The following is a 13576-nucleotide window of genomic DNA, read 5'->3' on the forward strand; positions in this document are numbered from 1 at the left end:
GAGGAACAAAAATGAGTTCAGAAATCAAAATGCAGAAGCTCGCTGATTTCCGGAAAAAAATGAATGAAACCGCTCCAGCCAAAGAAAGATTAGCCTCTTTGTTTGATGAAAGCAGTTTTGTTGAACTGGACGCATTTGCTACTGCCGCTGACGGCCAAGCTTGCGGTGTTGTAACAGGCTATGGTTATGTTGATGGGAACCCTGTTTATGCGTTTTCTCAAGATATTACAGCAGAGTCCGGTGCGGTTACAGCAGCCCACGCTAAAAAAATTAAAAAAATCTATGATTTGGCAGCAAAAACTGGTTCTCCAGTAGTTGGTATTTATGATTCCAACGGCGCTAAATTAACCGAGGGGATGGATGCCCTGGGCGCTTATGGCGAAATTATGCTGGCAGTAAATAACCTTTCCGGCGTTGTTCCTCAAATTTCTTTGGTATTAGGTACTTGTGCAGGAAATATGGCAATGATCGCATGCAGCGCTGACGTTGTGATTATGTCTGAAAAAGCAGAATTCTTTTTAACAGCACCATTTACAGCTGCCGCCAATGGGGAAGATGCTGCCTTGGCTGGTACTGCAAAAGCAGCAGAAGCTTCCGGTGCGGTTCATTTGGTAGCTGCTGATGACGCTGCCGCAATCGAATCTGCGCGTAAAGTGATTGGTATGTTACCATCCAATAACCTTTCTATCGCTCCAATTTTTGATTTTGCTGCAAACGAAGTTGCTGTTACAGCAAATAGTTCCGCAAAAGAAGTAATCAATGCTGTTGCTGACGTAGATAGTCTGGTAGAATTACAGCCTGGGTTTGGGGCTTGTATGGTTACTGCTTTGGCTACCATTGCCGGCAATCCAGTTGGTGTGGTAGCAACTGATAAATCCACTCCAATTTGTGCAGCAGGTGCAAATAAAGCAGCCCGTTTTGTGCGTTTTTGTGATGCCTTTAACTTACCAATTGTGACCTTTGTAGATACCAAAGGATTTGAAGTTTCCTTGGCGACAGAATTGGCTGGAAGCATCCGTGAAATGGCGAAATTAGCCCATGCTTATGCAGAGGCAACTACCGCTAAAGTAAGTGTTGTAACAGGAGAAGCTTACGGACCTGCTTATACCATGTTAGCTGGTAAAAGTTCCAACGCAGATGTTGCAGTTGCTTGGGCTGGCGCATCGATTTCCGCTTTAAAACCAGAAACATCAGTAGAACTGCTATGGCATGAAAAACTGGCAGGAGCAAAAAACCTATCCGCTGCTAGAGCTGAACTGGTAGAAGAATATAAAAACACTTTGGCTTCTCCTTTTGAAGCTGCAAAAGATGGCTATTTAGATAACGTAATTTTGCCAGAAGAAACCAGAAACACAGTAATTTGTGCTTTGGATATGTTGGCAGGGAAACGCGTATCTAAATTACCAAAAAAACATGGTAACATGCCACTGTAATAGAATGGCTTTGAATAAATTTGAACTTGATTTATGGAGGAATTTCTAATGAAAAGATTTAATATCACTGTAAATGGTACTGCATATGATGTAACTGTTGATGAAGTGGCAGCAGGTGCTGCACCAGCTCCAGCTCCAAAAGCTGCTGCTCCTGCACCAGCTCCAGCGGCTGCACCAACTCCAGCTCCAGCAGCTGCACCAGCAAAAGGAGAAGGTGCTGAAGTAAACGCTCCAATGCCAGGTACTATCTTAGATGTAAAAGTAGCACAAGGCGCTACTGTAAAAGCTGGTGATGTTATTGTTATTTTGGAAGCAATGAAAATGGAAAATGAAATTGTTGCTCCTGTTGACGGTACAGTATCTTCTATTCTGGTAAATAAAGGAGACACTGTTAACTCCAACGATGTTATTGCTACAATTGCTTAATTAATAAGGAGGGGAAACAATGGCAAAGGTTAAAATTACAGAAACCGTTTTGCGTGATGCCCACCAGTCTTTGATCGCTACTCGTATGAGACTTGATGAAATGCTTCCTATTTTAGGTAAGATGGATAAGGTAGGATTCCATTCCTGTGAGGTTTGGGGTGGGGCTACTTTTGACGCTTGCTTGAGATTCTTAGATGAAGACCCATGGGAAAGATTACGTGTGATTAGACGTGAAATGCCAAATACAAAACTGCAAATGTTGTTCCGTGGCCAGAATATGTTAGGTTACCGTCACTATGCGGATGATGTTTTGGAATATTTTGTACAACGTTCTATTGCAAACGGAATTGATATTATTCGTATTTTTGATGCGTTAAACGATATTAAAAACTTGAGAACCGCAATTAAAGCCGCTAAAAAAGAAGGCGCACATGCACAGGTTGCAATTTCCTATACTTTGGGTGAAGTATTTACCCATGAGTATTATATGAATTATGCAAAACAGATTGAATCCGAAGGCGCTGACTCTATCTGTATCAAAGATATGGCTGCTCTGTTAACTCCATATGAGGCAGCTTCTTTGGTTAAAGATTTAAAATCCGCGGTTAAAATTCCAATCCAGCTGCATACCCACTATACTTCTGGTTTGGCTTCCATGTGTATCATGAAAGCAGTAGAAGCTGGCGTGGATATTGTGGATACTGCAATGTCCCCATTGGCGCTGGGTACTTCTCATGCTCCAACAGAATCCATTGTTGCCGCATTCCAGGGCACAGAATATGATACCGGCTTGGATTTGGTACTGTTGAGTGAAATCCGCGATTATTTCATGACTTTAAGACAGAAATACCTGGATTCCGGTCTGTTGGATCCAAAGATGTTGGCTACCGATGTAAATGCTTTGATTTACCAGGTTCCAGGTGGTATGTTATCCAATCTGTTATCCCAATTGAAACAAGCTGGAAAAGAAGATCAATTGACCGATGTATTAAAAGAAGTACCAAGAGTGCGTGCTGATTCCGGTATGCCTCCACTGGTAACACCAACCTCTCAGATTGTAGGGACACAGGCTGTATTCAATGTAATCATGGGCGAACGCTATAAAATGGTTACAAAAGAGTTTAAAGGTCTGGTTCGTGGTGAATATGGTACAACTCCATGCCCAATTGATCCAAAATTCAGAGAAAAAATCTGTGGCGGGGAAGAACCTATCACTTGCCGTCCTGCTGATCTGTTGGAACCAGAATTGGATAAATTGAGAAAAGAATGCGCAGAATGGACAGAACAAGAAGAAGACGTATTGAGCTATGCTCAGTTTGGACAAGTTGCTACAAAGTTCTTTGAAAACCGCCGCAATAAAAAATATGGTATTGATGGTGATCACTTGGATGCAGCAAATAAAGTTCATCCAGTATAATATTGCAAACCAAAACCCTGAACAAATTTTGTTCAGGGTTTTTTCTATGGTGTCTTTTGATGTGGAAAAACCCCATTTTTACTGGGGAAAGAAAAAGAGTATACAACAATGATAAGGGAGAACTTTATGTGAACTGAAAAGGAAAAGTCAGTACAAAAAGGATAGCGAAGTTTTAAAATAGTACTATTTTTGTCCCGTTTACAGAGAGCAGTGCATGTAATGCAATATCACCCATTATTGGGGTAAAACCAGTAGCAGATCCTTTTAGAGGATGCAAGCTACCGATTCATCGGTTCAAGCAGTGGTCTTGATGCTGGTTTATATATGATAGCTAATAATAAAAATCAAAAATGAAATTTCTAAACGACATTTTTGTAATTATATAGTATACAATATAACGAATTTTTGTTTAAAAATTTACAATTTCATAAAGAAATATACGAGAGTTCATGAATTATTTTTGAAAAAAAGATAAATAGATTACCTTAATATGCTATAATAACATAAAGAAGAACTCAGTTTTTGAGGTTGAAGGAGCGGATAAAATGTCATTTGTCACATTTAAAGAGGTAACGAAACTGTATCGAATGGGTGAAACTACCATAGCCGCAGCAGATGGCATTACATTTGAAATAGAAAAAGGGGAATTTGTCATTATTGTTGGCCCTAGTGGGGCAGGAAAAACCACAGTATTAAATATGTTGGGCGGTATGGATACTTGTACAGGGGGAACCATTGTCTTAGATGGAAAACAGATCAGCAATTATACGCCAAAACAATTGATTGAATACCGCAGGTATGATATTGGGTTTGTATTCCAATTTTATAATTTGGTGCAGAATTTAACTGCGTTGGAAAACGTAGAGCTGGCTTCCCAAATCTGCAAAAATCCTTTGGATGCCCGTCAAGTATTAGAAGAAGTTGGATTATCGCACCGTATGAATAACTTTCCAGCGCAACTTTCCGGTGGAGAGCAGCAACGTGTTGCTATCGCCCGTGCATTGGCAAAAAATCCAAAATTATTACTGTGTGATGAACCAACGGGGGCATTGGACTATAAAACAGGGAAGGCAATTTTAAAACTGTTACAGGATACCTGTCGGAACACTGGCAGAACCGTAATTGTCATTACCCATAACCAGGCATTTACCGCTTTGGCTGACCGTATTATTAAAATTAACAGCGGGAAAGTGGTGGACATGCAATTAAACCCAAATCCAGTTTCCGCAGAAAGGATTGAGTGGTAGGATGAGAACTAAGGCGTTTACAAAAGAAATACGCCGTTCTATCACACGCTCTATGAGCCGTTTCTGGGCCATATTTATTATCGTGGCATTGGGAGCGGGGTTTTATGCGTCTTTGCGTAGTATAGCGCCTGATATGCGGCTGACGATTGACCATTATTTTGATGAACAGCATGTGATGGATCTTCATGGAATTTCTACCATGGGGTTTACAGATGGCGACATTGAAGCATTGGAATCCTTGGAGGAAATCGACCAGGTGATGCCGGCTTATACAGTGGATGTTAACAGTAAAATTGACCAAAAAGATACTGTCATCCGGGTGCATTCCCTTGCAGAGGATTTTCAAGATGAGGATAGCATGAACCGTCCTATTTTGACGGATGGACGCTGGCCAGAAAAAGGTGGGGAATGTGTTATTAGTACCAATACGATGTATTCCACAGAAGAATTATTGGGGAAAACCATAACCGTCACCAATCCTGATCAGGATTTAAATGAGGTCTTAAATCATACAGAGTTTCAAGTTGTTGGGATTGTGGAATCCCCTTACTATATTTCTTTTTCCCTAGGTAGTTCGGATATTGGCAGCGGTACGCTAGATCAATTTATGTACGTACTTTCAGATAATTTTAACCAGCCAGCCTATACTGAAATTTTTATGACAGTAAATGGAGCAGCTGAGCTTTCCGCTTTTACAGAAGAATACGATGATCTAGTGGAACAAGCAGCGAATAAAGTGGAAGAGTTGGCGAAAGAACGGACGCTGATTCGTTTAGAAGAAATCAAACAGGAAGCACAGCAAACATTGGATCAGCAAAAAGCTGAATTTAATCAAACAAAACAGGATACAGAGGCGCAGCTAGCACAAGCAAGGCAACAGTTAGAATCTGGAGACCAGGAATTACAAACCCAAAAAGACAATCTGGAAAGCGCCAAAAAACAGATTGATGATCATTCCGACCAGCTTTATCAAGGGCAAATGGAATATATTGATGGGGTTTTTCAATTTTATGATACAAAGGATGAAGTGTATCGACAGTTGGATGACGCTCAGGCTGAATTGGATCGGTCAGAATCAGAACTTAATAGCCATTCCACTGAAATTGTGGTTGCACGGGGTTCTATTGATGTTTTAACAAAGGTTAAAGAGGGAATCCAGAAACAAATAGATCAAGCAAATCAGACAGGTAATACTGAGTTAGCGGCCCAGTTGCAACAAACAGCGGATTCTTTGGAAAACAAGATTGTGGAATTACAAACACAGGTTGACCAATATGACCAAGCAACAGCCCAGATTGAACAGGGAAAACAGTTGTTGGCCAAGCAGCGGGCTGATGCGGATGCACAGTTTTCTGGTGCAAAACAAGAACTGCAAACTTCAAAAGACCAATTGAGTTCCGCAAATTCTCAGCTGGATCAGGCAAAACAACTTTATGAAAGTGGAGCTGGACAGATTGAATCCGCGGAAGCAGAATTGACTTCTGGTTGGGAAGAATACAACGCCAACGCGGAAAAAGCACAATCGGAATTTCAGGCGGCTCAAGCAAAACTGGACGAGGCACAGCGGCAAATTGATAGCATTGTAGAACCGGAATGGTATGTATTGGACCGCCATACCAACGTAGGGTTTGCCAGCTTTGAAGGCGATGCGGATCGTTTTGACTCGTTGTCCAAAGTATTCCCCATTATCTTTTTCTTGGTGGCAGCACTGGTTGCATTAACAACGATGACCCGTATGGTAGAAGAAGAGCGTGTAGTGATTGGCACTTACAAAGCCCTGGGCTATAGTAACCTTAAAATTATGTCCAAATACTTGATTTATGCGGCTTTGGCGACAGTTTTAGGCAGTGTTGTGGGGATTATTGTTTGTTCGAAGGTATTGCCTGTTGTATGTTGGAATTCTTATCGGATTTTATACACTGCACCGGGGATTATTGCTCCAATCTCGCTGAAATTTTCCCTGATAGGAGGTTTCGCTGCGGCATTGTGTACATTGGGGGCTACCTTCTTTGCATGCCGTTCCTCCTTGTCCGAAACACCAGCTTCTTTGATGCTTCCCAAGGCGCCTAAGGCCGGAAAGCGTATTTTACTGGAACGGATTACACCTATTTGGTCCCATCTCAGCTTTTCCCATAAAGTAACCGCAAGGAACTTATTCCGGTATAAAAAACGCCTTTTTATGACAGTAATTGGAATAGCGGGATGTACCGCCTTACTTCTGACTGGCTTTGGTGTAAAGGATTCTGTTTCCGGTGTCATAGACAATCAATATGGTAAAATTTATCATTATGATATGACGATTTCTTTAAAAGATGAAGTCAGTCAGGAAACAAGGGAGAAACTACAGGATGCGGAGTATTTTTCTACCTATCTTCCCATTTATAGCAAGGCAATGGAGCTTACTGAGAATAATACCACATTAAATGTAAATTTATTGATACCAGAACAAACGGATAAATTGACAGATATGGTTACGTTACAGACTCGTCTTGGGAAAAAAGAAGTAGAATTTAACCAGGATTCTGTAGTAATTACAGAAAAAATGTCCAAACTGTTTGATCTGGGGGTTGGAGATAAAATTCATCTGGAAAACAGCCAAAATCAGCAAAAGGAGTTTACCATTACTGGTGTTACAGAAAACTATGTTTCCCATTACATCTATATTGCGCCTGAGCTATATGAAGACACAATGGGGGAATTGCCAGCAAACAATCAGGTTTTAGCAATTTGCGCTTCTGATGATGAACAAGAGCATGAAAAAATTTCGGAGGATTTATTGCAGCAGCCTGATATCAGTACGGTACAGTTTTTGGATAATATTAGCCAACAGTTCGCGAAAACAATTCAAAGCCTTGATTATGTTATTTTAGTATTGATTATTTGCGCAGGATTATTGGCATTTGTCGTACTATACAACCTGACCAACATTAATATTACAGAACGACAGAGGGAACTGGCAACTATAAAAGTGCTGGGGTTCTATGACCGTGAAGTAAGCGCCTATGTCTATCGGGAAACCACTTTGTTAACGATACTTGGGGTAGCAGTAGGGTTGGTATTTGGCGTATTCCTGCATCTGTTTGTCATTCAAACAGTGGAAGTGGATATGGTTATGTTTGGACGAACAGTTCACTTTATGAGTTACATCTATTCCATTTTATTAACCATTTTGTTCTCTATCTTGGTAAACTTGGTAATGTCCAGAAAATTAAAGAAAATTTCTATGGTAGAGAGTTTAAAATCAGTAGATTAATCAAAGTATCTAAAAAACCGCTGTCCAGCCATTTCATTGAGGACAGCGGTTTTTTTATGTAGCATTAAATTCTATTAAAATTCAAAATGAGTTATATTATTGTTGTAATTGTTCAATTGCCTGGGCAATTTCGCTGGCATGTTCTACGACAATATCGGCTTTGGAAAGTTCATTTGGTCCAAATCCATATAAACATCCAACAAAAGGAATATGGTTCGTTTTTGCTGCTTCTAAATCAAAAATACGGTCACCGACCATACAAGCCCAATCAGGCTGTTCCTGATCCAGTAAGTATTTTAATGAAACAGATTTTGGATTGGATTGAATTCTTGGCTGCATCAGGTCTATTTTTTCTGTAATGCCAATTGCATGGGATACATGTTCAATATGATGTAAAGAAGCGTTGGAACACACTGCGATTGTATAGCCTGCCTGGTGTAAACGGTCTAGCATCTCTGGAACACCTGGATAAGGAGCGCCATATTGTAACATCAATTCATCTTCATATTCGCATAGTTTGTTGCGGTAAAATTGATATTGTTCTTCTGTTGGCGTTTTACCTAAAAACAGTGTTAATACATCTTTAGAGATTGCGCCAAATTGGTCAATAATTTGTTGGTCTGTAACTCCGTGTATTCCCATATCATCAAACACTTTATGGAAGGCCTCTACTGCGTATCGTTCTGTTTGATTTAACGTACCATCCATATCAAAAATGACAAGCTTTTTTATAATAATCACTTCCTTTTCTTTTTTATTCTGCCATAAATCCAGGAAAGTGTCAAGAAAGGAGGTACTGTTATTATAAAACAGTTCTAAAAGTCAACAGTTATGTTGTGGAAAAGAATATCATGATATTAACTTAGTATTTTGAAACTAGAGGATAGCATAACAAAAAAACGTTTTATTTAAAATAAAAATTAGCAAAAAGATAGAGAAATAATATTTTCTCTAAAAAAATAAAAAAATGCTTGACTTTTGTCGTTGTATATGGTATTATAATTAAGCGCTATGAGAGAGACGCAAATGCGCTGGTAGCTCAGCTGGATAGAGTGACTGGCTACGAACCAGTAGGTCAGGGGTTCGAGTCCCTTCCAGCGCACCAAATAAAAGCCAAGTAGTAAAGCTACTTGGCTTTTTTGATTGTTATAGAAATCACCGGCTATGCTGGTGGAGGCTCTCGCCCAAAAGCTTTCGCTTTAAGCATTGAACGAAGCGAGTTACTAACAGCAATCTTATAGTAACGAAAAAACTATTGTTGTAAGAAAATTGCCCGTTTATGGGCGGCAGAGCTAGTGATGCAAAAGACAGATATTTCAGTACATCTTTAGATGCTCTCCAGTACTATTCCCTTCCTTACTCAAGCCATCAGCTTAGCTGGTGGTCATGACTGGCGTATTTATGCGTGAAAATAAACCTCCAGTTATAACTAGAAGAAGGAAAAATTTAGTAAATATAAACCTCCTGGTTATAAAGTAGTGGTTTGGTGATTGCATTACTAAAACAACAAGAGGAGGTTTTTGACAAATGAGGAATAAAATAAAAAGTACGGCACATTCAAAATATCGCTGTGAATATTATATAGCATTTGCACCGAAATATGGAAGGAAAGAGATATACGCACAACTGAAAAAAGATATTGGAGAAATATTGAAAAAATTGTGTAGCCAAAAGATGTGGAAGGAATAGAAGCAGAAACATGTTTGGACCACATCTATTATATATTGGTAAGTCTCCTCTATATTAAGGATAGCGTTTTTTCTATCATAGGTATAAGAAGATAATAGCTTATTGATACCCAATTTTATTATCGGTAAAAGTTAATGGAAACATATATGACAAGAGGAAAATCCACTATGTTTCTGAAGCGAGGAAACATAGTTAGCCATAGGGAGAGGGAAGTCATGCCGAAAGAACTCTCCTCTTCATTCTGAAAATAGGATTTTTGTCATAGTGAAATAAACGTTATAAATCTAAAATAAATTCAAGAGAAACTCCACTTTCTTTTTGAAAAGAGGATCATCTATTTTTCTTTTAAAAGGTGTTTTGTTCCTTGTTATTCCGAAATGGTAGTTCTGCCTCATTTTCAAAAAGAGAGGACATTGGAAACGGGGAAACAGATAAATTTAAAAAAGAATTTGTCACAAATCTATGCATGATATTTGTTTGGGAATGAGCGGTCATTTTGGGAGGATGGGCGATAACAGTAATGCCTGTAAATGAGAGAAAAAGACGAATCTATCAACCGAAAGCCATAGAAAATTCGGTATGCTTTTACAGTGTGTCGGATTTTTCTGCACATAGATATATTTTTTTGAAAGTGCACTTCCTCTCATGACGCAGTTGGATTTAGCATGAGTGAGTATTTTCTACAAGCAGAATCTTTCGTTTTTGTACAAACAACTGTAAACGACACGCATAGATAGAAAAAAGCGATAGGACAGAATTTTTATCTCTTTTTTATTCAGTACCTTATAAAAAATTCGGTCCCTTTTTGGTTGAATCTTAGAATATCATTCTATTTTAATGGAAATGCTAAGAATTATGAAAAAATTTGCAGGATTCTTTTACTTTATGAATAGCATTAAGATAAAAAATGATAAAATTATGAAAGAAAAAGACATTAAAATATTGAAAAGAAATCCATTTTGTTGTATAATGAAAGAGATTTCGAGTTTTTACCAAACTCTACTCATTATTAATTAGTAAAGGAGTGTTGATTCATGGATTGGGGAACCATTATCGCGATTACCGTTACTGGATTGGTTGTAGTATTTTTGGGCCTGATTTTGTTGATTATTGCAATCTCTATTATGGGTGCGATTATGAAAGCAACTAATAAAAAGATTGATAAGCCATCTCAAACTGCACCAAAACCACCGGTAAAACCAATTGTTCCAGCAAAACCAGCAGCCCCTGTAGTACAAGCTGGTATTTCCGGGGAAACAGTTGCTGCTATTTCTGCTGCTGTAGCATGTGCTATGGATACAGACCAGCCTGTGGCAATTAAAAGTATCCGTAAAGCAGATACAGTAACCAACCGCTCTGTATGGCGTTTGGCAGGTATCACTGAAAATACAAGACCTTTTTAACATAAAGAAAAAGGCAAAATTTTTAGTAAAATAATGATGGAGGTAGCAAATGGAAGTTTTTCTGGATACGCTAAAACAATTGGCGATTGACTCTGGTTTTGCACAGTTGGACTGGAAAGTTTTAATTATGTTTGTCATTTCCGGCGTATTGATTTATCTAGCAATCGCAAAACAGTTTGAGCCATTACTCTTGTTGCCAATTGCTTTTGGTATGTTGTTAACAAATTTGCCTGGCATTGAAATGTTCCATTCTGAATTTTATCAGACTGCAACAATAGATTACGGTCAGGTTTTACACGATGGTGGGCTATTGGATATCTTATATCTAGGGGTTAAGCTAGGAGTATATCCTCCATTAATTTTCCTTGGTATTGGATGTATGACCGACTTTGGTCCTTTAATCGCCAACCCAAAAAGCTTTTTACTGGGTGCAGCTGCTCAGGGTGGTATCTTCTTTACCTTTATCGTCGCAGCAGCACTGCCATTCTATACACTGGAAGAAGCAGGTGCAATCGCTATTATTGGTGGTGCGGATGGTCCTACCGCAATTTATGTTGCGAAAACGTTGGCGCCGCATTTGTTAGGTTCTATTGCAGTAGCAGCTTATTCTTACATGGCTTTAGTACCGGTTATTCAGCCACCAATTATGAAAGCTTTAACTACCAAAAAAGAACGTATGGTAGTGATGGAACAATTACGACCAGTATCCAAAATCGAAAAAATCTTGTTCCCGATTATTGTAACTTTAATTGTTTCTTTGTTAGTTCCTTCCGCAGGTCCATTGATGGGATGCTTGATGTTGGGGAACCTGATGAAGGAAAGTGGCGTTGTAGAACGTTTAGTAAAAACAGCCCAAAATGAGTTAATGAATATTATTACAATCTTCTTGGGTGTTACTGTTGGTGCAACCGCTACAGCAGACGTATTCCTAACAGGTAAAACATTAGGAATTGTAGGCCTTGGATTGGCTGCATTCTGCTTAGGCACTGCATGCGGTGTATTGCTTGGTAAAGTAATGTACATTGTAACCAAAGGTAAAGTTAACCCATTAATCGGTTCTGCTGGTGTATCCGCAGTTCCAATGGCTGCTCGTGTCTCCCAAAAAGTTGGTCAACAAGCAAATCCAACCAACTTCTTGTTAATGCACGCGATGGGTCCAAACGTTGCAGGTGTAATTGGTTCTGCCGTTGCAGCTGGTGTATTGTTAAGTGTACTTGGATAATAAATAAGATAATAAAAAAAGATCTGAGCCTTTTAAGAAGTGCTCAGGTCTTTTTGCTTTCAATAAAAGGGATATTTGTATAATAGTAAGGTAGCAGATATAAGGAAGTCAAATGATTTATTGATAATCTGTTGAAGCTGGATCGAAAGTGGCTAAACTTATTGGTAACCAATGCTGTTTTTTGTTAAAGCGATAGGCAGATATATAATTATAAACTATTTCTTGTTTTCAATGCCGAATTTTCCATCATTTTACAGATTAAAATATGATGGTGTGGGTTGTTTTATATGGAAAGTATTGAAAATAAAATGTTTAGATGATTTTTGGCTTGAGGATTTTGAACGAAAAATAAAAACCCCTTTAATATTTGTATTGCACTTATGGATTAAAGGCGATACAAATATTAAAGGGGAGAGTATTATTGGGATATCAATTGATTTTTTCTCGTTTGTGAAAATAACATCATAATTTTATCATAGAGTAAATGGAAACCAAATGCAAAATAGCTTCCAAATATATTTAGCAGTATACGAAGAAAAATCGAATTCCATAATCCAAAAATACTGGATGCAACTAATAATGCGCCAAAACAGTTGAATGCGTTTTTCCATTGATAGGTTGCGCAAAATCCCATCAATAGCCCTGATATTGGTCCCAACATCGATAGGATTTGTGGAAAAATAGTACAGATTACCCCAAATACAAGGCTTCCCACAATCGCAGAAGGTGCTCGTAATTTTAATCGTTGTTTTACACTTTTAGGGTCTATTTGTAAAACTGCTAATGCGGCAAAACCGATCCACATTGTTCTAGGAACATGGACAAGATCTCCTATAAACATTGCTAGGGATACACCAAGTGCTACTTTTATTTGCCATTGATAGGTAGGATCAAATAGAGAAAAGTTTTTAAAAACATTGCCTAAATGGGTTTCGTAATGCTTTTTATGGTGTTTACAATAAAATATAATCCCACATAAAACGAATCCAATTCCTATTTCAAGACAGCGCATTTGTAGTAGTTGTCCGGTTACAGGATAATTTTGGATGAGCAAATATCCAAAAACATAAATGGACTGGTTGCCGTAGGATGGACGCAAACAAGTTAAAACCATTAATAAGGAAATGGATATCATATGAATCAATAGTTTCCAATATGGATTTGCACTGTTTGCTAGAATTGGACCAACTGTCAAAATAAAAAATACAAGAAATAAGGAAAATAAAGAAGACTTGATTTCATAGCCAAAATCTACAAATCGTACCATCAATAAAATACAAAAAACAACAACTGCAACAGAGCTATTTTCGTTTCCAAAAATAAGGTTGGCCCCTCCAATAAACACAATGGCAAATAGCACAACCAAAATATTCTTTAAAATAAAAGCAAAAATATAACGTCTTTTTTCCTGACGACTATTCGCTTCCTGTATTAATTTTTTAAATGGAAGTGGATCCAACTGTAATAGCTGATAAAATGTCATAAA

General features: G+C 38.4%; 10 protein-coding genes and 1 tRNA gene. 9 read left to right on the forward strand and 2 right to left on the reverse strand.

Annotated features, from left to right (window positions below; all coding sequences use genetic code 11):
* Positions 1–11 precede the first annotated feature (11 nt).
* The 5 genes from BQ2683_RS07475 (at position 12) to BQ2683_RS07495 (ending at position 7776) form a co-directional block, all read left to right on the forward strand.
* Complete coding sequence (locus BQ2683_RS07475) at positions 12–1433, forward strand: acyl-CoA carboxylase subunit beta (RefSeq protein ID WP_083256415.1); 1422 nt, start codon at positions 12–14, stop codon at positions 1431–1433.
* Between the two features lie 48 nt (positions 1434–1481).
* Positions 1482–1859: a biotin/lipoyl-containing protein gene (locus BQ2683_RS07480; protein ID WP_069988383.1), complete on the forward strand. Its 378-nt coding sequence runs from the start codon at positions 1482–1484 to the stop codon at positions 1857–1859.
* Between the two features lie 19 nt (positions 1860–1878).
* Entirely contained in the window at positions 1879–3276 is a 1398-nt protein-coding gene (locus BQ2683_RS07485) for an oxaloacetate decarboxylase subunit alpha (RefSeq protein ID WP_069988384.1), read from the forward strand.
* Positions 3277–3821: 545 nt separating this feature from the next.
* Complete coding sequence (locus BQ2683_RS07490) at positions 3822–4523, forward strand: ABC transporter ATP-binding protein (protein ID WP_069988385.1); 702 nt, start codon at positions 3822–3824, stop codon at positions 4521–4523.
* 1 nt (position 4524) lies between these two features.
* Complete coding sequence (locus BQ2683_RS07495; RefSeq protein WP_069988386.1) at positions 4525–7776, forward strand: FtsX-like permease family protein; 3252 nt, start codon at positions 4525–4527, stop codon at positions 7774–7776.
* 96 nt (positions 7777–7872) lie between these two features.
* Here the strand turns inward: BQ2683_RS07495 and BQ2683_RS07500 are convergent, their stop codons facing one another.
* Positions 7873–8517 carry an HAD family hydrolase gene (locus tag BQ2683_RS07500; RefSeq protein ID WP_141720197.1) on the reverse strand — a complete coding sequence of 215 codons (645 nt, stop codon included), beginning with the start codon at positions 8515–8517 and terminating at the stop codon, positions 7873–7875.
* A 287-nt stretch (positions 8518–8804) separates the two neighbouring features.
* On the opposite strand from BQ2683_RS07500, the gene BQ2683_RS07505 reads away from it, so the two are divergent.
* From BQ2683_RS07505 to BQ2683_RS07515, 4 genes are all read left to right on the forward strand, one after another.
* Positions 8805–8881: transfer RNA gene (locus BQ2683_RS07505), tRNA-Arg, on the forward strand.
* 422 nt (positions 8882–9303) lie between these two features.
* Positions 9304–9465 (forward strand): hypothetical protein, encoded by a 162-nt coding sequence (locus BQ2683_RS13380; protein WP_159427360.1) that lies wholly within the window; start codon positions 9304–9306, stop codon positions 9463–9465.
* 1034 nt (positions 9466–10499) lie between these two features.
* Positions 10500–10868 (forward strand): OadG family transporter subunit, encoded by a 369-nt coding sequence (locus tag BQ2683_RS07510; protein ID WP_069988388.1) that lies wholly within the window; start codon positions 10500–10502, stop codon positions 10866–10868.
* A 49-nt stretch (positions 10869–10917) separates the two neighbouring features.
* Positions 10918–12090: a sodium ion-translocating decarboxylase subunit beta gene (locus tag BQ2683_RS07515; RefSeq protein ID WP_069988389.1), complete on the forward strand. Its 1173-nt coding sequence runs from the start codon at positions 10918–10920 to the stop codon at positions 12088–12090.
* A gap of 418 nt (positions 12091–12508) precedes the next feature.
* Here the strand turns inward: BQ2683_RS07515 and BQ2683_RS07520 are convergent, their stop codons facing one another.
* Complete coding sequence (locus tag BQ2683_RS07520; RefSeq protein ID WP_069988390.1) at positions 12509–13573, reverse strand: FUSC family protein; 1065 nt, start codon at positions 13571–13573, stop codon at positions 12509–12511.
* Positions 13574–13576 lie beyond the last annotated feature (3 nt).

This window comes from Massilioclostridium coli, assembly GCF_900095865.1.
Taxonomy (GTDB): Bacteria; Bacillota; Clostridia; order Oscillospirales; family Ruminococcaceae; genus Massilioclostridium; species Massilioclostridium facile.

Excerpts from the sequence above, each read along its gene's own strand:
- BQ2683_RS07475 (WP_083256415.1), top strand. The coding sequence starts at position 12 with ATGAGTTCAGAAATCAAAATGCAGAAGCTCGCTGATTTCCGGAAAAAA.
- BQ2683_RS07480 (WP_069988383.1), top strand. The coding sequence starts at position 1,482 with ATGAAAAGATTTAATATCACTGTAAATGGTACTGCATATGATGTAACT.
- BQ2683_RS07485 (WP_069988384.1), top strand. The coding sequence starts at position 1,879 with ATGGCAAAGGTTAAAATTACAGAAACCGTTTTGCGTGATGCCCACCAG.
- BQ2683_RS07490 (WP_069988385.1), top strand. The coding sequence starts at position 3,822 with ATGTCATTTGTCACATTTAAAGAGGTAACGAAACTGTATCGAATGGGT.
- BQ2683_RS07495 (WP_069988386.1), top strand. The coding sequence starts at position 4,525 with ATGAGAACTAAGGCGTTTACAAAAGAAATACGCCGTTCTATCACACGC.
- BQ2683_RS13380 (WP_159427360.1), top strand. The coding sequence starts at position 9,304 with ATGAGGAATAAAATAAAAAGTACGGCACATTCAAAATATCGCTGTGAA.
- BQ2683_RS07510 (WP_069988388.1), top strand. The coding sequence starts at position 10,500 with ATGGATTGGGGAACCATTATCGCGATTACCGTTACTGGATTGGTTGTA.
- BQ2683_RS07515 (WP_069988389.1), top strand. The coding sequence starts at position 10,918 with ATGGAAGTTTTTCTGGATACGCTAAAACAATTGGCGATTGACTCTGGT.
- BQ2683_RS07520 (WP_069988390.1), bottom strand. The coding sequence starts at position 13,573 with ATGACATTTTATCAGCTATTACAGTTGGATCCACTTCCATTTAAAAAA.